This window comes from Cognatishimia activa, assembly GCF_001458335.1.
Taxonomy (GTDB): domain Bacteria; phylum Pseudomonadota; class Alphaproteobacteria; order Rhodobacterales; family Rhodobacteraceae; genus Cognatishimia; species Cognatishimia activa.
Genome location: NZ_CYTO01000018.1, coordinates 34,432 through 52,701, shown reverse-complemented (window position 1 = coordinate 52,701; position 18,270 = coordinate 34,432). Strand labels below are relative to the sequence as shown.

Below are 18,270 nucleotides of genomic sequence, written 5' to 3'. Positions count from 1 at the left end.
TGGTGACCAATCGTCGTTCGTCACGGGTCAAACTCTCGCCATTGATGGCGGGTTCATGTCGGCGGGCGTTATGTACGAGCCAGAAGACGCATGAAGCTTGTCAAACATCCTGGCCCGGTTCGGGCAACACGCTGTGATCTTGTGCCCTGCGCAGGACATGAGATCGAAGTTACACTGGCTGCAGATATTCCTCTGATGCAATCAGTAGAACAAGCCCTATCGCCTTTGGGCATCGACGGGGCATGGCTTGAGTGCGCTGATGCGCCGGTCAGTACGCTGTCTTATGTCGGCCCCGTCATCGACTCTGGGCAAGAGCGCGCAGCTTGGTATTCTGCAACGCGGCAGTTCGAGCAAGGCCGTATTGAGCGGATTGGTATGATGGTTGGACAGCACGAGGGTGCGTTCTTTCTTCATGGCCATGGTCTTTGGGGGCCAACCGAAGGCCCACTCTTAGCTGGTCATATTCTTGCAGGTGAAACCCGGTTGTCCAAACCAGTTACCGCGAAAGGCTTGGCGATTGACGGAGCTATGTTTGATCGCCGCCCCGACGCCGAAACGAAATTTGATCTGTTTCACGCAGTTGAAACCACGCCGAGCCAGGGTGATCTCGCAGCTTTGCGTTTGATGCCAAATCAGGATGTTACGACAGCAATTGATAATGCGTGCATGAGCTTGGGATGGGACTCTGCACAAGTTTACGGGCTAGGAAGTTTGAACGGTGTCACCCTTGAGGGTGGGGCAGGTCTTTCACCGCAGCCAACCGAGTTTCTAATAGAAAAGGCTGCAGCTGGTACGTCGGCCTTACCACCGGAAATTATCATCGTCGGATTAGAAGGAACGCCAATTCAAAAGGGGCGTCTGGTGCGTGGTGAAAATGCTGTGTTGATAACAGCAGAACTCATTCTCAGGAGAACACAGCACTGAGAACACGAGAGTCATTTAGGGAGGAAAACCATGACTATATCAAAACTGACTTCTGGAACCTGTGCGGTCGCGCTTTGCGTCGCCGCAGGGGGCACACAGGCTGAAACGCTCGATATGCAGGCTTATGTGCCACAAACTTTGCCCGTGCTGGGCACCGCAGGTGTTGATTTGGCCGAACGTGTCGGACGCTTGACGGGCGGCGAGATTGAGATCGTTTATCACGACCCCGGTGCCCTGGTTCCCACTAACGAAATTCTCGACGCGGTTTCAACCGGTGCGATTGCTGCCGGTTGGTACACTCCCGGTCTCGCCGAAGGTGTGATCCCGGCAGCACCCCTTTTCACCGCCTTCCCGTTCGGCCCTGACGCCGTTGAATATACAGCTTGGTGGTATCAAGGTGGCGGCAAAGAGCTCTGGGCGGAACTGTCAGCACCTTTCGGCATTCACACAGAGCTGTGCACGATGCTGGCACCCGAAGCTTCTGGTTGGTTTGCGGAGCCGATTGAAAGCCCTGACGATCTTGCTGGCCTGAAAATGCGCATCTTTGGCCTTGGGGCATCTGTCCTTGAAAAGCTTGGCGCGCAGGCGCAATCCATGGGCGTTGGTGACACCGTAACTGGTCTGAACCTCGGAACGCTTGATGCGGCTGAAATCAGCTTCCCAGCGCTTGATCTACAACTTGGGATGCAAGAGCACGCCAGCCATTACTACTTCCCGGGCTGGCACCAGCAAAGCTCTCTTATCACATTCATCGTCAATCAAGACGTTTGGGACGGCATGGATGACAGCCACCGTGCTGCAATCCAAGAAGTCTGCGCAGCCAACGTCGCCTTGACCATCGCCGAAGGTGAGTCGATCCAGCTTGCACCACTTGCACAGTTGGAGGCCGAAGGCGTCACCGTTCACCAATGGAACGATGAAATGCTCGCGGCCTTCCGAGGCGGCTGGGACGAGGTATTGGCCGAACGCACAGCAGCAGACGCCGATTTCGCTCGCGTGTGGGACAGCATCACGACCTTCCGTGCCGACTACGCAACTTGGGCTGATCTTGGTTACCTAGACTAAGACTGCCGAGGCGGGGGCGTCTCCAAGCCCCCGTCAACTTGGAACATAAAATGCTGAAAATCGCACATCTCTTTGAGCGGATCTGCCATTACGCTGCACGGCTGGCGGGTCTTTTACTCTTCGTTCTCACGTTTGTCGTGCTTTACGACATAATAGGGCGTCAGTTTTTCAACACCGGCTCTGTCGCATTGCAAGAACTTGAATGGCACATCCACGGCGCGATTGTCATGCTGGGGTTCGGCTATGCCTACACCCGCAACTCCCATGTGCGCATTGATATTGTATCTCAGAGCTTCTCGGACCGCACAAAGATGAAGCTTGAGATCGTGGGAATTGTCCTTTTGCTGACTCCCTTCTTGTTGGTCATCCTGTGGTACGGCGTCGATTTTGCGCACCGATCCTTTGTTCGTGGCGAAAGTTCATCGGGAGGACTGGGTCTTGATCATCGCTGGATTATCAAATCAGCAGTTCCCCTGTCTGCGCTCATCGCTCTGATGGGAGCCTGGTCCGTGCTCATCCGATCTGTCGCCGCCCTGCGCGGGCAAAACGTGTCCCCCTACCGAAAAGAACCCCTATGGAATTCCTGATCGAAGTGCTTCCAGCACTCATGTTTGGCAGCCTCGTTTTGGGGTTGTTTTCTGGTCTGCCCGTCGCCGTCGTCTTGGGCGGCATTACTGTTGTCTTCAGTATTATCGCGATTTCCTTGGGCGAGATGAGATTGGTGCAGATCTCACTCTTGCCAAACCGTATTTTTGGCGGCTCCATTGAAAATCAGGTTCTCATCGCAGCACCGTTGTTCATCTTTATGGGTGTCGTGCTTGAAAAAAGCCGGATAGCAGAAGACCTTTTACTAACCTTGCAAAAGCTTTTGCGCGGAGTGCCTGGAGGCTTAGCACTTGCGGTGACAGCTATGGGGACAATTCTGGCAGCCGCTACCGGTATCATTGGCGCATCCGTTGTGATGCTCACAGTCATGGCGTTGCCCACAATGCTAAAGCGCGGCTACTCGGCTGAATTGGCGAGCGGCGCAGTCGTCTCTGCCGGCACATTGGGCATCTTGATCCCGCCGTCTGTGATGCTCGTCTTTATGGGTGACATATTGACGATCAACTTGGCGAAACTTTTCATTGCAGCTTTGGTTCCCGGCCTCGTTCTGGCGGTCGTCTACATGATCTATATCGTGATCACAGCCACCATGAACCCAAGCAAAGCGCCACCTCTTCCGCCGCTGACAAACGCCGAAAGGAAGGGGCTTTGGCGCGAGGCGTCCTTGTCTTTTGCCTTGCCGTTTGTCCTGATCACAGCGGTGTTGGGCTCGATTCTTGGTGGGATCGCGACACCCACTGAGGCGGCAGCCGTCGGGGCATTTGGTGCACTTTTGCTGGGCTGCATCCGGAAACGGGTAAGCCTTGCTATGCTGGGCGAGGCGATGGATGGATCCGTGCGCACGTTGGCCATGTTGTTCTTCATCTTCATCACCGCCACCGGTTTCGCCTATGTCTTTCGCATCATCGGCGGCGAGCACTTTATTGTTGAAACCGCCCGCAGTCTCGACATGGGCGACTGGGGCATCTTGGCGATGCTGATGCTGATGATATTCGCGCTTGGGTTCTTTTTTGATTGGATTGAAATCACGCTTATTATGTTGCCGATCGTCGCCCCAATTGTCGGGTTGATGGACCTTGGCGATCACGTCGCCAAGGAAGACCTGATCTATTGGTTTGCCGTACTTATGGCTGTAAACTTGCAAACTTCGTTTCTTACGCCACCGTTCGGTTTTGCCCTGTTCTTTCTTAAAGGGGCGGCGGGTGATCTTGTTACGATCAAGCAAATATATCGAGGTATCATTCCGTTTGTGCTCTTGCAGATCATCGTATTGGCCTTGATTACGTGGCAGCCGTGGCTTGTACTGTGGTTGCCGAATGCTGTGTTATAGCAGACGTTTTCGGTCCAATAGCTCCTTTCTGTAGACTACCGACAGGCTTTGCCAAACGTTTCGGCAGAGTCTGTTTGGATTGCACCCGGAGGTACTGCTCAGTGTCACTTTTGCCGCAAGCCAATAAATCGCGCACTTCGAAATACATTATTAGACACAAAGTGGATCTTTGGGATGCCTGTATCCGAGAACATAGAAGGCAAGACCGTAGCAAGATTGCGAGCAGGTTCTCATCACGAATTGGTCGGATTATTAATCCTTTGGGAAACAGGCGAAGTTAGCCCACTCTGGTTCAACGAGCGCGGACTCAAAGTCAATTTGGAATGGTTACCTGGAGAGAGACGCAAAAATCTCGATCTCAGCTTCCTGTCGATCGGTTGAAGTCGCCAACCCAATGTCATCCCTAGACCGCATGACCGTTCCGCCAAAATGGTCCGGTCGTGTTGCCGCTTCCGCAATCGAAACAAGATCAATTGTTGCAATACCAATCGCGCGCGGGATCACAATCAACTCTATCACATCAATCCTTCTCTGGCCACTTTCCACACGAACTACAAATGATTGATGACAGTTTAGCCAATTGAGCTTGCATCATTGCAGCCAAATTCGTCGCCGCAAACAAAGCTGCATGCAGCGCTTCATGCCCTGAACTTCTGATAGTCTTTGCCACGCGTCAGAAACCTCGTGTGACAGCGCTAATCTACAATATAGATTATCTAAATTTTAGATATTTGGGGGTGCTTGCGTGTTTGCATTCTCAAGTTCACATAAGAGGAAAATTCATTGCGCTGCGCGATCCAGAAATTGCCCGTACTCGTCGCTGACTTCGCGTGCCTCTTCGAACGCACGTGCTCTCTCGTCACCCAGACAGCGGAAGTGCTCCTGAATGTCTTGGACATAAGCTTCGAAGTCTCGCTGAATGAGGTCCCGGTACTCCTGAACCGATTTGGGTTCACTTGGAACAAATGGCCGAACTGGGGCTATGCAGGTTTCAGCCCCTGCCCCGCTCACCGAGGCGACCCACAAAACTATAGCCCACGTAGCGGTAGAACTGCACAACCGGAGGTTTCCTGCACCCCATATTTCCTTGATTGAATCCATTGTGCATGCCTAATGGGTGCGCAACTAAACTACAGCCACAACACATAAATATACCTTGTGGATATTAATATACTATCGTATCTCTGGGCTTCAAGTAAGAATGCCTAGGGTTACGCCTTTGAAGAAAGCGTGAGCCGGGCAATGAACTGGGAAATCGAAGCACCAAATGTGGTCACGGAAGCTAGATTCCGCGAACTCGTGGAGGACGGCTATAGCGCTGAAATCCTCTGCCAAGAGTCCGCACATAAGAAGGGTCCCAGCTATTACGGGGTCTGGATTATGCGTGCTGTCTCCGACGATGGCATGGAAAAGCTCTTGGTTACTGCGCGTAACACAACGAGTGACATCAAGATCCGTGAATTCAAAACCATCACAGGCGTCGTGTCCTTCTTGGTTGGAATCGGCTTCTCGCATGCCGATGTTCCGCTCGAAGAGGGCCAGCGAACTACGCACAAGCTTGCAGCGGCCATCAAAGGCAGCAGCGACTAACCTTCTATTCATTTGGCTGCTTGCGCCACCTGCGGTAGCCCAAATGGTTCTGGTCATGGAGAGCGACGGCTCACTGACCGCCAAGCAATCCCAAAACAGCTTTGCCCGGAACTACAACGACGGTGTGGGTCAAAGTACGGCGGCCGATGCGCTCGCGATATTTGATGAACCTGATATTGTTGCAGCAACAGAAGAAACCCGCATTGCGGCCATTGCGCCGCGCGCGCGCCTGCCCCGCGCAGACGTTCTTTCAGCGATTGAGGCCACAGCACTGCGCTACGGCAGCCATTCCGGCCTACGCCGAGCGGGGCTTTCGGTCTCTGATTGGCTCACGCTCTTTCGTGCCAATATCGAAATCGAAAGCGCCTACCGACAGAACGCGGTTTCTAGTGCAGGGGCCATTGGCCTTGGGCAGTTGATGCCAGCAACAGCCCGCGATCTTGGCGTTGACCCGCGCGATCCGTTGCAGAACCTTGACGGCTCAGCTCGCTATCTCGCGATGATGCTGGAGCTATTCGGCGATCCGCGTCTTGCCTTGGCCGCCTACAACGCCGGCCCCGACGCTGTGCGCCAATATGGCGGCATCCCCCCTTACCGAGAAACCCAAAATCATGTGGCCCGCGTCATGGCGGTAGTCGCACGTCTGGAAGGAACCAACCCATGAGACAATTTACATCCCTGTTCACGGCATCATTGGCGCTGTTCTTACTGATTGCAGACCCCGCCCTCGCCCAAAGCATTGACCTCTCCCCAATTCAAAGTTTGCTACAGGGCATCGTCGATGCGCTGACAGGTCCACTCGGCGTCGTGATCGCCACGCTGGCCGTGCTTGGCGTCTTTCTCAGCTGGTTCTTCAACATCATCGATCTGCGCCAAGCACTCTGGGTACTCGTCGGCATCGCCGGTGTTGCGGCTGCCCCCACAATCGTAGCCGCAGTCTTTGCTGGTGGCTGAGCGCTCGCCCCTCTTTCTCGGCCTTGTGCGCCCACCCAAGCTTCTGGGCCTGCCCATCATGTATGCGATGGTCTGGCTCTTCGGCTCGGTGCTGCTGTTCGTATGGGTCCAGCACATCGTGATCCTTGGGGTTGCGATCGTGCTCTATCCCGTCCTTTGGAAAGCGGCCGATTGGGATCCCCGCTTTATCGATGTGATGATGACGGCGCTGCAGGAAACACCGCCCACCCGAAACCGGCCAATCCATGGTGGGGACAGTTATGCCCCGTGATGAAACTAGCTACGAGGCCGTCGACCCCCGCACCCTGACGCCGGAGTGGTATGCCCGAGAAATCCGCCTCGCGCATATGCTGCCCTATGTCAGTTTGGTCGATGACCAAACGGTGCGCACGCGGGTGAACGAATTATTCCAATGCATCCGCTTGGATGGGGTCAACAGTTATACAACTGATGATGCCTACCTCGACAAGGTCACGTCCCTCTTTGCCCGTATCGTCGCCCAGCTAGGTCCAGAATTCAGCTATTATGTACATAAAGTCTCAAAGGCGATTGCGCCGGAGCTTGAACCCGTGCGCGACGAGAGCTTTGCAGGCGAAGTAGATCGCCAGTGGCGAAAGAAGCTGGCGACCAGCGGGCTGCGCGACAAAACACTGACTCTCACAGTCATGCACCGTCCGCCCTCCAAGAGCTTTCTCCCGTTTCTCAATCGTAGTGCACCTGAGCGCTTCAAAGAAGAAACTCAAAAACGCCTTCGACGGCTGAACGAGGCCGTGAATGTCTTTGCCTCGGGGCTGGCCGATCTCAAACCGCGCGTGCTGTCGGCGAAGTCTGGCGAGTTGGTTGGGTTCCTCGGGGCGCTCAATACCGGTCAGGAACTGCCGCTCTTTCCGGCGAGCACCTACGGTTTCCTGTCGTTTAACGTCGCCAACACCCGAGTGACATTCCTGGAAGATCATTTTGAGCTGTCAGAAGGCGTCGTAGGCCACCGCTATGGCAAAAGTTTCACCATCGGCGAATACTCCGAGGCCACATCCTGCACGATGTTCGACATGCTCAATCTGCCAGTCGACATGATCGTCACCCATTCGTTCACGCCAATCAATTCCAACCTCATGGCCGGACGGATTAAGCGCCAGAAACGACAGATGCAGGCGTCACAGGACGCTGCATTGTCACTGATGGAAGCGCTCGACATCGCCGCCGATGATCTTGAAGCAAAGCGACAAAGCTTTGGCGAACACCACATGGTTGTGACGATCCTCTGCGACACCTTAGATGAACTGCAAACGCTGAGCGCCGAGATCGTCAATGCGGCCGCTGCTGAAGGCGTGAAGATGATTGGTGAACGGGTTGCGGCGAAAGCGCACTACCTCAGCCAACACCCCGGCAATCAGCCCAAGCGCGTCCGCGCCAGCGCCATCACCAACCGTAACTTTGCAGATTTCGCAGCGTTCCACCGCACACAACTCGGCAAGAAGGCCGATGACGTGCCTTGGGGCAAGGTGATCACCATGCTCCCGACGCCCGAGCAAAGTGCCTATCGGTTCTCTTATCACGAACAAGGGTCGCCCGATAAAGAGCCTACCAGTGGCCACACCCTGATCATGGGGCGGCCTGGATCAGGAAAATCCGTCCTGTCGGCCTTCCTCATGACCCAAGCCCGTCGAGCAGGCGCGCGGATCTTCGTCTTTGATTACCGACTTGGTATGGAGATGGCAGTCCGCGCCAACGGGGGCAGCTATGCAGCATTGAAGGCTGGACAAGCCACCGGCCTCAATCCGCTTTGGACCGAAGTTGACGATCGCGGCACGGCTTGGCTCTCGGACTGGCTGGCCACCCTGCTCTACCGTCCGGACAAGCCGCTGACGCCCGTTCAAACCAACCGCATCCAAGAGGTCGTGCGCCAGAACGCGAACGCCACCGATCCAGCATTGCGTAATTGGAAAGACTTTGCCTCGCTCTTTGTCTCCACCGATGATGGCGGCGATTTGCACCAACGCCTGCTCGAGTGGGCCAGCGATGGTCGCTATGGCTGGATATTTGGCCAATCCTTGGAAGATACGTTTTCTCTCGAGGGAGATGTGGTCGGGTTTGATCTTACTGGCATTCTGGATTCCGAGTCCGAGAAAGAACGGATGGCCGTGCTCAGCTACCTGTTTCGCCGCGTTGAACGCGAGATCGAAGATCGCCGTCCCACGATCATCGTGATTGATGAAGCCTGGAAGGCCCTCGACAACGCTTACTTTGCCGAACGCCTTTCAAATTGGCTGGTGACGGCGCGCAAGCAAAACACCGTAGCCGTCATGATGACGCAATATGCCAGCCAGCTGGAACGAACTCGCACCGGTAAGACCATTGTCGAGGCGGTCCCGACACAAATCCTGCTGCCCAACATCCGCGCCCACGCGTCCGACTACGCGATGCTGAACCTCTTCGAGAAAGAACTCGACGTGTTGCTGAACACAGGCAGCAACTCGCGGTTGGCCCTGATCCGTGATGATCGCGGTTCGGTGGTTGTCGATGCCGATCTCAGCGCATTGGGCCCCAACCTCACAATCCTCGGAGGCATGGAAAAAGGTGAAGCGCTTGTTGGCGCTGACTACCGCGAACGACCGGACTTTTGGAGACTACAATGACACGACCACTGATCCTTCTCGCCGCGCTTGGCGTGCTTGCCTCCTGCGCCCAATACCAAGAACCACAGGCCAATTGCTTCACGTTCCTTGCGGCAGTTGCACCGGTTGATCCCGATTGCACCTTCACCCCTCTTGGCACTCTGGAGGGTGACATTGCTGCCTAAGCTCGCTCATATCCTCTGCGTGTCTTTGCTGCCCGGTCTCGCGGTCGCTCAAGGCGTGCCAACGGTCGATAACGGTCTGACCGCACGCGACATCGTGGAAACCGGTGATCGTGAAGTCGATCTTGCGACCCAAGCCGACAAGCTATCCGTGCGCGAACTCATTGCCGAGATCGAGCGTGAACAATTGGAAACGCTGGCGCGTATTCTCGACGCGCAAACCAGCTTTGGAGGCCAAGGCCTGCCCGCAATGGTGTCCGGTTTGGAGTCTGGCAGTGGTGATCCTACCCGGTCGGTGGAAGCCGTTTATGGCTCTGGCGACATTGATCCCAATCCCGGTGGAACACAGATGTTCGGCGATGCGGCCCAGAATATCGAACAACTCATTATCCGCGTCGCTCAAGAGACCAGCGGCTTTGCAGGCGTAGGGCGCGCCGGACTCTCTCCCGTCCAATGGCGCGCCCTTCTGCAGGCCCTAATCTGGCAGGAAAGCCGCTTCACGATCGGTGCCCGTTCTCCCGTTGGTGCCTTCGGTCTGACCCAAATCATGCCGGGCACCGCAAGCGACCTCGGCATTAATCCCGCCTACTATGACAGTCCCTATTTGCAGGTACATGGCGGCGCGCGGTACTTGGCCACGCAACTCAACACCTTTGACGGCAACATCATCAACGCGCTTGCCGCCTACAATGCAGGGCCGGGCCGCGTGTTTGAATACAGCGGCGTGCCCCCGTTCCGCGAAACACAACACTACGTCACAGTCATCCCCGAACGCTACAATCTCTATCTCAGCCGGATCGGCGGTATCGAAGCCTTGGGAACAATCGATCCAGCGCTATTGGCCAACGCCAATCTCTCGATCACGGGGCACGGTGCCGCGTTTTACGGAAACAATTCCCCTGCTGCGATCCGCCAGGCTGCCCTGCGGATACGTGACATTGTTGAGCGCATTTCTGAAACCGAAGACGTTCAAGAAAGCGTCGCGCTCAATACCTATGCCCGCGCAGAACTTGTGCGTTTGGTCGCAGCTCGCATTCGGTTGCAGGCAGCAAGAACGCGCGTCTTGAGTGCGGAAGAACTAGCCCAAGTTTCTGCGCGTATGGCCGAAGGGGATTTCATGGATTTCACAATCGAGGAGCTGGACTAATGCGAAAATCAAATTGGGCATTAAAGACTGCATTGGTTGGCTCATTAGCAGCAGGGCTCCAATTCGCGCACCCTGCCCTCGCCCAAGGCGTACCCGTCGTCGACACCCAAAACATTGCCCAAAACATCCAGCAACTACGGCAGATGATCGAAGACGAGATCCTGCAAAACGAGCAGCTGACCCAGTTGCGCGAACAACTCGCCACACTCACGGACCAACTCGCCGAACTGCAACGGACCTATGAAGCGCTCACCCGCCTGGCCGAACTTCCAGAAATAATCCGCACGCAAATGGAGGATGAGCTCAACGGCCTTTTGGACCAAGAGTTCGGCGATATCATCGCGACCATCGAGGCCATCAAGAATGGGGACTTTTCTGGTTTGTCCGGGTCGGGCGCAGGCGAGATCGAAACCCAGATGGACCGCGTTCTGGCCGACCTTGGTTTTGATGACGATACCCTTTCAGAAATGGCCAGCAGCGGGAACGCGAGCGCCAACCGGATTGCGTCCCAAGCCACAACTGGCGCGCTGGTCTCGGCCGCAGCGCAAAACAGCTATGGCGATGCAGGCCAATCGCTTGAGCGCGTGGACCGGCTCGTTGGCCTTATCGATGACATGGATGAGTTGAAGGAAAGCGTCGATCTTAACACGCGCGTGACGGCAGAACTTGCGATTGCGCTTGTCGCCATGTGGCAGCTTGAAGCCATTCAAACCGTCGGTGACGGCACCGGTGGTGTGATCGATGCGGCAACCATCGCCGAAGAGCAGCGGTTCATGGATTTCACCTTGCCTGATCTCAATGCTGATTGAGGTGTGATCCGTGGCGAGTGAACAAGAGATTATCGAGGAAGAACTGGTCTACGGTGCCCTGCGGCGCGAACGTCTTTGGCAGCGGCTTGGCTTGATTGGCCTCATCTTTGGCATTCTCGGGTGTCTGAGTACCGCCGCCGTCGCAATCCTCGATGTCAATCCACCGCCTGTCGTGGTGCCTTATGATCCCGCGACCGGCTTTGCCTTGCCGGAGGCTTCTGTTGGGGCAACGACAGTCACAGAAAACCAGGCCATCATTGAGGCAGAAGTGTTCCGCTACATCAGTGATCGCGAGGTCTACAACCAACTCGACAACGATGTCCGGGTTCGCAGCGTTCTACGCCGTTCAGATGGTGCCGCCGAAGCCTCATTGCGCCAAATCTGGAACAGTGCAAATGCAGACTATCCGCCCACGCTCTATGGCACGAACGGACGCTTGGATGTCGAGGTTCTCAGCATCAACCGGATCGGCATCAATCGCGCCACGGTTCGCCTGCGGAAGCGCCTCAACTCTATCAACGGCGTTCAGACCGGCCTTTTCACTGCCACGCTTTTGTTTGAGTTCCGCCCCGAGACCAGCCGCTCCATTGATCAGGTTTGGTCCAACCCCTTCGGCTTTACAGTCTTGGAATATTCCATCCGCTCCGACAGATTGGAGAACTGACTTGCAACGAGTAATTCATATCGCACTCTTGTTGACGATACTGCCTGCTTTGGCAATTGCAGAGGCCATTCCGCAACGAGGGCCCAATGATAGCCGCGTCCGGCGCGCAACCTATCAAGAGGCTGAGGTCTATCGCCTCAACGTCTCCCTTACACATGTGACAACGGTGGAGTTCGGTGAAGGTGAAAGCATCCGCTCGATCATTGCAGGCGACACAGAAGGCTTTGAAATCGATGGCGTCCCAGGCGGTCAGGCCTTCGCGATCAAGCCCATCGCACGCGGCGTTCATACCAATGTGACCGTCTATACCAACCGCCGCAGCTATTATTTCAACGTCCAAGAGACCCAAAGCCCCACCTTCTATGTGGTTCAGTTTCGCTATCCTGATGATGAGGCGAGACCTACTCGCGCAATTGCCCAGCAAGCCCCGAACTATAACTACGGGGCGAGCTCACAGTCTGAATTCACCCCGACGCGCGTTTGGGATGATGGGACGTTTACGTATTTCTCGTTTCCCCGAAATGCGCCTGTGCCAGCCATCTTCCGATATTCCAGTGCCCGTGAGCGCACGGTAAACACGCAGGCCATCGAGGACGGTGTGATCCGCGTCTCAGGCGTGAACACGCAGTGGGTGTTGCGGCTCGGGGATGACGTGGTTTGCATTCAAGCAACCCCACCAGCAGGGGCGTCGTCATGAGCGATACCGGAGACGCAGAGCTCGAAAAACGCCTCGCCGCACTAGAAAAGGGCGGAAATCGCGGGGGTTCACCCAAGGCTAGACGCTCGCCCCTTCTGGCCCTCATCGTCGTCGCACTCGTTGGTGCAGGTGGCGCCGTTCTCTACATGGTCTCCGGACCAGATGAGGAAACGGCTCTGCCAACAGCCACACCTGATGTGTTTCAAAATGAGGGTGACGGCTTTGGTGCGATCGAAGCCATACCTCCGCCCCTTGCCCCGGAAAGCCAGATTGTCGTAGCCCCCGCCGCACCTTCTGAGCCCAACGCAGAGCTTCTCACGCAACTGGCTGCTCTTCAGGCCCAGATCGAGGAATTGCGTAACGCTCCGGAACCCGTCGTCGAAGAAGATACGGCGGCTGCGGACGCCATTGATGGGCTCACAGCTCAGATCGCGGCCTTGCAAACTGCGTCGGAGGCAGCCCAACAGCTGTTTCAGGATGAATTGGCGGCGCGTGATCGCGAGCTGGAACAAATCCGTATGGACTTGGAATTGGCGCAACTTGAGGCCAATCGGCCAGTGCCCGCGCCAGTTCCTATCGGACCATCCGAGGAAGACCTCCTTGCGCGAGAGGCAGAACGGCTGCGCCGCGAAGAGGAAGCACGCCGCATGGCTGATCTTGAGCGACGCGCAGCAGAAGAACGCGCGTTTCAGGACCGCCGCATCGCGTCCCCGACGATTGCATTTGGCGGAACATCAGGGGCGAATGAAACCCCGCTTACCGAGCGCACATTCGGCGAGGTGACGGATTTTGTCTTGAACGGCGCATTGCCGACCTCCGTCACCCAAGCCGAGGTGATCGCCAACCCGTCCAACACCATCATTCAAGGCACGATGATTCAGGCTGTCATGGAAACTGCACTCGACAGCTCCCTGCCCGGTCAAACCCGCGCCGTTGTCTCCGAAGATGTCTTCAGCTTTGACGGATCGCGCCTTCTTATCCCGCGCGGGTCGCGCCTGATTGGGCGCTATCGCTCAGGTGTCGATATTGCACAGCAACGCGTCACCATCGCTTGGGACCGGATTATCCTACCGGACAATCAAACCATTCAAATCAGTTCCTTTGGTGGTGACGAACTTGGCCGTTCCAGCGTAACTGGTTTTGTCGATACGCGCTTTGCGGAGCGCTTTGGCTCTGCAGCTCTGATTTCATTGATCTCGGCGGCCCCAAGTGCTGCGGCAGCCTCGGTCGAAGACGAAGCCGCAGCAGACGTTCTCGAGAATGTTGGCGATGATCTGGCAGACGCCACCGACAGTGTGATCAGCGATTATCTCTCCATCGGTCCCGTTATCTACGTCGATCAAGGCGCGCGTGTCACCGTCATGGTCGACCGCGATCTGGAAATATTTTGATCCGATGTCGCTGAGCTATCTTCAAACCTCACTTGATAAGCTAGACGCCGCGTCCCGCGACGATGTCATCGAGATTTGTATCAATCCGGACGGCACCTGCTGGGGTGAATTCCAAGGCGATCATTTTATGCGTTTGCTGGATCAGCGGCTGTCGGAGACTGCCGTCAAAGATCTGGGCAACCAGATCGCCTCCAGCGCAAACACCACCATGAGCAAGGACAGGCCCATTGTGTCGGTCTCGATTACCTACAAAGACCGCCCAATCCGCGCGCAGGTCATCACGCCGCCTGCTGTCATGTCGGCCATGTCGATCAGCCTCCGGTTTTTCTCAAGCCTTTCCCTCGATAAAATTGAGCTGTCGTTTCTGTTTGGCAAAGAACGCAAGCTTGAAGAGGTGCGGCAGGAGAAAACCCAAGAATTGCGCGCAATCGTGGGAGCCGGCGTGATCGACGATGCGCTGGCCTTTTGCGTTGAGAATAGGCTCAACATGATCGTCTCGGGTGGTACCTCGACCGGCAAAACCGTGGCAGCCCGCAAAATTCTCTCCCATGTCGGCGTTGAGGAGCGGATCATCACCATCGAGGAGGCAGCCGAGCTTCTGCCCGCCCAGCCAAACGTGGTGACGCTCATCGCCAACCGCGATACAGCATTCCAAACCGCAGATGTTCTTCTCACCGCGACGCTGCGCATGCGGCCGGACCGGATCATCCTCGGCGAGGTGCGCGGGAAAGAGGCCATGACCTTTTTGGAAGCCATCAATACGGGTCACGGCGGATCAATGACCACGCTACATGCCGAAACCCCGCAATTGGCGGTGCAGCGATTGGCGATCGCCGCCCTCAAGACGGAGATCCCGATGACCTATGCGGACATGGTTCGATACATCGAAAACTCCATCGACGTGATTATCCAAACCGGGCGTCATAACGGCGCGCGCGGCATCACCGAATTCTATCTTCCCGGCATGGAACAGATTGGAGCATCCGCATGACAACCTATGAATACGAGATCCTGATGTTCCCGATGGATCGAAAAAACAACCTGATCGAGATGCAGACCGCGTTGAATGCAAAGGGCCAGGTCGGGTGGGAGGTTGTCTCAATCAGCTCATCTGAATTTGCCAATATCGGGCACACGGCTTTCCTGAAACGTGAAACCTCCGAAGGCGCAGATGTAGGAGGCACGCGATGAAGCATAGGATTGTGCGCCTCACTTGGTTCACGGCTGTTTTGGGACTGGTTGCACCGCCCTTGCTGGCGGAGCGCAATCTAATCCCCAGCCTCGAGAACATTCCGGATGTATGCTCCGAGCGCCCAAACGAGCCAGATTGGATGCAAAACATCGTGCTGCGAGACGCCTACCAGCGTGTCTTGGTCCAGGATATTTATCGGGCACAGAACATGGAGCAGGTCGTAGAGACAGGATCCTGCGACTGCGCCACGCGCTTCCCAACTTGGGATGTTGCCGAAGGCACCTTCCGAGAAAACCATGCCGGTGCGGACCGATCAGACATGTTGCAAGCCTCGGACACCTACAACCGCCGCGCAAATAAACTTCGACCAGAGGTCCAAGCGATCTGCGAAGCCGCAGGCAATTGGTAGGAAAATCCTGAAATGAGCGTTGTCACCTACTTCGTTGAAACCTCCCAAGGCTATCTCGACACGGCCGCCGAAACTCAGTTCGGGTCTGTTGCCGCAACGGTGGGGACGTTGCTCGTCCTTGGAACTACGGTCGTTGTGATTTTCGTCTTTCTGAACATGATGTATCAGTACAAAGCGATGGACGGGCGAACGGCGTTCTGGCTAGCCATTAAGATTGGGTTGATCGGGATATTTGCGACCAACTGGGTGCAGTTCAACTCATTTTCATCCGCAATCCTCGCAGGGATCGACAGTATTGCCGGGGCGCTCGTCGCATCCGTGGGCGGCGGTGTGCCCGGCCCTTCCGGCACATTTGCGGAGGAATTTGACCGGCTCATTGCCGAGCTCGGGGAGTATCTCAATGCGGCAGGATCGGAACTCAACTGGATGGCGGGCGCAATGCTCGACATCGTTGGCGTGTTGATGCTTTCTATATTGGGCGGGCTGGCGGCGTTTATCTTAGTCGCGTCACGTCTGATGATCGCCCTGCTCATTGGCATCGCGCCCGTGATGATTTTTCTGACGCTGTTTGAAGTGACCAAAGACTACTTTGCGCGGTGGCTATCGGCGCTCGTGTCCTTTGCGATTTATCCGATTGTCGTGGCAGGTGTGTTTGCAACGATAACTGGGGTTTCGTCCGCGTTGATCGGTGAGCTTGGCGACCCGGAGGGGGCAACTAACATTGGGGCTCTCATCCCCTTCTTCATGATGGTGTTGATGGCCAAGGGGTTCATTGTCGCGACGCCGCTTATTGTACGGGCGATTTCCGGAAACATCATGATGCCAGCCTTGTCTGGCGGCTTGGGCGGAAGCTATGGATTTGCACGCGCGGCCATGGGTAATCAGCAAGCCTACAACCGCTACCTGATCGGTGGGGCACGCGGCGCGGAATATGCAGCCCTCAGGGCGCGGCAGTTCTTCGGGGCACAGCAGATGCCTGTGCGGCAAGGGATGGGACAAACTGGTCAGGCAAGTGGCTCAGGGTCACCAGGGACCGGGTCTCAGATGTTGGCGCAACTGGCGAGGCTGGGAAGGTTGGGGAGACGATGAGGGTCAATACGGGCACTCGACAGAATCGTCCAATGTGGCGTCAACACCTAGTTTCATAGGTTCATCGTCCGCCCAAGAAACCTTTTTTCTGTAAACTAAAGATGTTTACAGTTACCGCAAAGGCGATTTGTATCAAGAGGATTTTGAACGATCATAAGCGCTTACCAGCGCGTGGGCGCGCTTTTCTACTTCTGCTTGAGTCAGACCTGGCACGAAGAGAGCCGTCCCGATCCCAAAACCTGTCACGCCCGCGGATATCCAGCTGCTAAAGTCAGCTTCTCCGACTCCGCCAACCGCAAAGGTTTGCGTATCCTTCGGCAGAACTGCCTTGAGAGCCATGAAGCCGTTCAGACCGAGTATTGACGCTGGAAAGAACTTGAGCGCGTCCGCGCCGGCCGAAAGGGCACTAAAGCATTCTGTTGGCGACAGAACACCCGGAAAGGACTTGAGTCCCAAAGATTTTGTTCGGCGAATGACGCTAACATTAGCGTTAGGGGAAACGATCAGAGAACCACCAGCTTGGGATACCCGCTCGACGTCATCTTCCGTCAATACCGTACCAGCCCCAATCTCAGCGACGTTCCCATATTTCCGGGCCAGTTGCTCTATGGACTGGAAAGCTTTCGGAGAATTGAGAGGCACCTCGATCCTGCTGATCCCAGCCTCGATCAGAGCCCCACCAAGTCCTTCGACCTCCTCAGGACTCACACCTCTGAGAATTGCGACAATCGCCCGGCTCATCTTACCAACTCCGCATAGGCGTGCCGCAGGCCAGAAAGCGTGATATCTTTGTCTTCGACTATGATTGCATTGATCCCAAGGATCTTGAGACCTGCTCTGTATAGTTCGACAAGACGCGAATCTCCAATAAGGACGGTCTCTTGGTCGAGCCATTTCCGCCCCACACCACCAAGCTCCAGCCCAAGCAGATATCCTGAGAGCTCCGACCTGAGATAAGCATCTTCGGTGTTATTCAAAAGTGCCTTCGCTCGGATCGAAAAGAGCCTTGAAGAAATTCTAGTTGGGTCTTCAATCACAGTTTCCAGTGCCTCGATGAAAGCGTCCTGATCCCAACCTTCACCCCCGAGGGAATGACGCAAAACCGACTGTGACGAAAGCAGGCTAAATATTTCACCAGTCATATGGGTGTGGAATTCGGTGATCGTTCTATCGGAAACACGGACCCATTTGGTGTGTGTTCCCGGAAGGCAGATCACCCCTTCAAAATCCGGTTGTCCGGCAAGAAAGCCAGAGATCTGTGTTTCTTCGCCCCGCATAACATCAGCGGGTTCCAATTGCTTGAGGCCAGGAATAATAAACGTTTGCAGTCGCACATCCCTTGTTTGGGGAGTGACCGCTTCGCTAAGCCCCGGTGGAGCGCAAGGAACGGCTGAGTATGGGGCTTCCTTCCACCCCTCTCTCGCACCCGCCATCCCACAAACGATGACCGGAATTTGTCCATTGCTTCGAAGTGCATCTTCAACAGTTTCCATCAACGCCGCTTCAAATTCTTCGGGCCTGAGACGTGACATTCCCAACTCCGAACGACAAGTCGCAAGCACCTCGCCGTCACCCGCAATCAGCCAGGCACGAAGGTTCGTCGTCC

General features: G+C 55.7%; 22 protein-coding genes. 19 read left to right on the top strand and 3 right to left on the bottom strand.

Annotated elements, in window-relative coordinates:
- Positions 1-90 precede the first annotated feature (90 nt).
- The 4 genes from TA5113_RS09060 to TA5113_RS09045 are packed head-to-tail and all read left to right on the top strand — an operon-like array spanning position 91 to position 3,925.
- The gene (locus TA5113_RS09060; protein ID WP_058122125.1) at positions 91-924 is read left to right on the top strand and encodes a PPC domain-containing DNA-binding protein; all 834 of its coding nucleotides are present in this window, start codon (positions 91-93) and stop codon (positions 922-924) included.
- A gap of 30 nt (positions 925-954) precedes the next feature.
- The gene (locus TA5113_RS09055) at positions 955-1,989 is read left to right on the top strand and encodes a TRAP transporter substrate-binding protein (RefSeq protein ID WP_072936821.1); all 1,035 of its coding nucleotides are present in this window, start codon (positions 955-957) and stop codon (positions 1,987-1,989) included.
- A gap of 50 nt (positions 1,990-2,039) precedes the next feature.
- Positions 2,040-2,576, top strand: a complete 537-nt coding sequence (locus TA5113_RS09050; RefSeq protein ID WP_058122126.1) for a TRAP transporter small permease subunit — start codon at positions 2,040-2,042, stop codon at positions 2,574-2,576.
- Positions 2,564-3,925, top strand: a complete 1,362-nt coding sequence (locus TA5113_RS09045) for a TRAP transporter large permease (protein ID WP_058122127.1) — start codon at positions 2,564-2,566, stop codon at positions 3,923-3,925. Before TA5113_RS09050 ends, TA5113_RS09045 begins: the two co-directional genes overlap by 13 nt.
- 780 nt (positions 3,926-4,705) lie before the next feature.
- Here the strand turns inward: TA5113_RS09045 and TA5113_RS09035 are convergent.
- Entirely contained in the window at positions 4,706-4,936 is a 231-nt protein-coding gene (locus TA5113_RS09035) for a hypothetical protein (RefSeq protein ID WP_245627145.1), read from the bottom strand.
- Between the two features lie 231 nt (positions 4,937-5,167).
- On the opposite strand from TA5113_RS09035, the gene TA5113_RS09030 reads away from it, so the two are divergent.
- Genes TA5113_RS09030 through TA5113_RS08965 form a run of 15 tightly spaced genes read left to right on the top strand, consistent with a single transcriptional unit; the run spans position 5,168 to position 16,664 of the window.
- Positions 5,168-5,515 (top strand): hypothetical protein, encoded by a 348-nt coding sequence (locus TA5113_RS09030; RefSeq protein ID WP_058122129.1) that lies wholly within the window; start codon positions 5,168-5,170, stop codon positions 5,513-5,515.
- 43 nt (positions 5,516-5,558) lie between these two features.
- Positions 5,559-6,179 carry a lytic transglycosylase domain-containing protein gene (locus TA5113_RS09025; protein ID WP_058122130.1) on the top strand — a complete coding sequence of 207 codons (621 nt, stop codon included), beginning with the start codon at positions 5,559-5,561 and terminating at the stop codon, positions 6,177-6,179.
- The gene (locus tag TA5113_RS09020; protein WP_058122131.1) at positions 6,176-6,469 is read left to right on the top strand and encodes a TrbC/VirB2 family protein; all 294 of its coding nucleotides are present in this window, start codon (positions 6,176-6,178) and stop codon (positions 6,467-6,469) included. Before TA5113_RS09025 ends, TA5113_RS09020 begins: the two co-directional genes overlap by 4 nt.
- Positions 6,462-6,740: a VirB3 family type IV secretion system protein gene (locus TA5113_RS09015; RefSeq protein WP_058122135.1), complete on the top strand. Its 279-nt coding sequence runs from the start codon at positions 6,462-6,464 to the stop codon at positions 6,738-6,740. The genes TA5113_RS09020 and TA5113_RS09015 overlap by 8 nt, the downstream gene beginning before the upstream one ends.
- Positions 6,730-9,105, top strand: coding sequence for a VirB4 family type IV secretion/conjugal transfer ATPase (locus TA5113_RS09010; protein WP_058314777.1), 2,376 nt, complete (start codon positions 6,730-6,732; stop codon positions 9,103-9,105). The genes TA5113_RS09015 and TA5113_RS09010 overlap by 11 nt, the downstream gene beginning before the upstream one ends.
- Positions 9,102-9,269 carry a hypothetical protein gene (locus TA5113_RS16955; RefSeq protein WP_165589402.1) on the top strand — a complete coding sequence of 56 codons (168 nt, stop codon included), beginning with the start codon at positions 9,102-9,104 and terminating at the stop codon, positions 9,267-9,269. The genes TA5113_RS09010 and TA5113_RS16955 overlap by 4 nt, the downstream gene beginning before the upstream one ends.
- Before the next feature lie 55 nt (positions 9,270-9,324).
- Positions 9,325-10,413: a lytic transglycosylase domain-containing protein gene (locus tag TA5113_RS09005; RefSeq protein ID WP_058314780.1), complete on the top strand. Its 1,089-nt coding sequence runs from the start codon at positions 9,325-9,327 to the stop codon at positions 10,411-10,413.
- Positions 10,413-11,222 (top strand): type IV secretion system protein, encoded by an 810-nt coding sequence (locus TA5113_RS09000; RefSeq protein WP_058314776.1) that lies wholly within the window; start codon positions 10,413-10,415, stop codon positions 11,220-11,222. Before TA5113_RS09005 ends, TA5113_RS09000 begins: the two co-directional genes overlap by 1 nt.
- Before the next feature lie 10 nt (positions 11,223-11,232).
- Entirely contained in the window at positions 11,233-11,886 is a 654-nt protein-coding gene (locus TA5113_RS08995) for a VirB8 family type IV secretion system protein (protein WP_058314775.1), read from the top strand.
- A 1-nt stretch (position 11,887) separates the two neighbouring features.
- Positions 11,888-12,583, top strand: coding sequence for a TrbG/VirB9 family P-type conjugative transfer protein (locus TA5113_RS08990; protein ID WP_058314774.1), 696 nt, complete (start codon positions 11,888-11,890; stop codon positions 12,581-12,583).
- Entirely contained in the window at positions 12,580-13,974 is a 1,395-nt protein-coding gene (locus TA5113_RS08985; protein ID WP_058314773.1) for a TraB/TrbI/VirB10 family type IV secretion system protein, read from the top strand. Before TA5113_RS08990 ends, TA5113_RS08985 begins: the two co-directional genes overlap by 4 nt.
- 4 nt (positions 13,975-13,978) lie before the next feature.
- Positions 13,979-14,965, top strand: coding sequence for an ATPase, T2SS/T4P/T4SS family (locus TA5113_RS08980; RefSeq protein ID WP_058314772.1), 987 nt, complete (start codon positions 13,979-13,981; stop codon positions 14,963-14,965).
- Positions 14,962-15,165: a hypothetical protein gene (locus TA5113_RS08975; RefSeq protein WP_058314771.1), complete on the top strand. Its 204-nt coding sequence runs from the start codon at positions 14,962-14,964 to the stop codon at positions 15,163-15,165. The genes TA5113_RS08980 and TA5113_RS08975 overlap by 4 nt, the downstream gene beginning before the upstream one ends.
- A complete protein-coding gene (locus TA5113_RS08970) occupies positions 15,162-15,575 on the top strand; it encodes a hypothetical protein (protein WP_058314770.1) in 414 nt (137 codons plus the stop codon). Before TA5113_RS08975 ends, TA5113_RS08970 begins: the two co-directional genes overlap by 4 nt.
- A 12-nt stretch (positions 15,576-15,587) precedes the next feature.
- Entirely contained in the window at positions 15,588-16,664 is a 1,077-nt protein-coding gene (locus TA5113_RS08965; RefSeq protein WP_058314769.1) for a TrbL/VirB6 family protein, read from the top strand.
- Between the two features lie 132 nt (positions 16,665-16,796).
- Here the strand turns inward: TA5113_RS08965 and TA5113_RS08960 are convergent, their stop codons facing one another.
- On the bottom strand, positions 16,797-17,405 hold the full coding sequence (locus tag TA5113_RS08960) for a 2-dehydro-3-deoxy-6-phosphogalactonate aldolase (protein WP_058314768.1): 609 nt from the start codon (positions 17,403-17,405) through the stop codon (positions 16,797-16,799).
- Positions 17,402-18,270: 2-dehydro-3-deoxygalactonokinase (locus TA5113_RS08955; RefSeq protein ID WP_082638114.1), on the bottom strand; the 869-nt coding region annotated here is incomplete at its 5' end. The genes TA5113_RS08955 and TA5113_RS08960, both read right to left, overlap by 4 nt.

Bases quoted from the DNA above. Each gene is read 5' to 3' on its own strand.
- TA5113_RS09055 (WP_072936821.1), top strand. From the start codon at position 955: ATGACTATATCAAAACTGACTTCTGGAACCTGTGCGGTCGCGCTTTGC.
- TA5113_RS09060 (WP_058122125.1), top strand. From the start codon at position 91: ATGAAGCTTGTCAAACATCCTGGCCCGGTTCGGGCAACACGCTGTGAT.
- TA5113_RS08965 (WP_058314769.1), top strand. From the start codon at position 15,588: ATGAGCGTTGTCACCTACTTCGTTGAAACCTCCCAAGGCTATCTCGAC.
- TA5113_RS08970 (WP_058314770.1), top strand. From the start codon at position 15,162: ATGAAGCATAGGATTGTGCGCCTCACTTGGTTCACGGCTGTTTTGGGA.
- TA5113_RS16955 (WP_165589402.1), top strand. From the start codon at position 9,102: ATGACACGACCACTGATCCTTCTCGCCGCGCTTGGCGTGCTTGCCTCC.
- TA5113_RS08980 (WP_058314772.1), top strand. From the start codon at position 13,979: ATGTCGCTGAGCTATCTTCAAACCTCACTTGATAAGCTAGACGCCGCG.
- TA5113_RS09000 (WP_058314776.1), top strand. From the start codon at position 10,413: ATGCGAAAATCAAATTGGGCATTAAAGACTGCATTGGTTGGCTCATTA.
- TA5113_RS09020 (WP_058122131.1), top strand. From the start codon at position 6,176: ATGAGACAATTTACATCCCTGTTCACGGCATCATTGGCGCTGTTCTTA.
- TA5113_RS08985 (WP_058314773.1), top strand. From the start codon at position 12,580: ATGAGCGATACCGGAGACGCAGAGCTCGAAAAACGCCTCGCCGCACTA.
- TA5113_RS08975 (WP_058314771.1), top strand. From the start codon at position 14,962: ATGACAACCTATGAATACGAGATCCTGATGTTCCCGATGGATCGAAAA.
- TA5113_RS09050 (WP_058122126.1), top strand. From the start codon at position 2,040: ATGCTGAAAATCGCACATCTCTTTGAGCGGATCTGCCATTACGCTGCA.
- TA5113_RS09010 (WP_058314777.1), top strand. From the start codon at position 6,730: ATGCCCCGTGATGAAACTAGCTACGAGGCCGTCGACCCCCGCACCCTG.
- TA5113_RS09025 (WP_058122130.1), top strand. From the start codon at position 5,559: ATGGTTCTGGTCATGGAGAGCGACGGCTCACTGACCGCCAAGCAATCC.
- TA5113_RS08960 (WP_058314768.1), bottom strand. From the start codon at position 17,405: ATGAGCCGGGCGATTGTCGCAATTCTCAGAGGTGTGAGTCCTGAGGAG.
- TA5113_RS09030 (WP_058122129.1), top strand. From the start codon at position 5,168: ATGAACTGGGAAATCGAAGCACCAAATGTGGTCACGGAAGCTAGATTC.
- TA5113_RS09045 (WP_058122127.1), top strand. From the start codon at position 2,564: ATGGAATTCCTGATCGAAGTGCTTCCAGCACTCATGTTTGGCAGCCTC.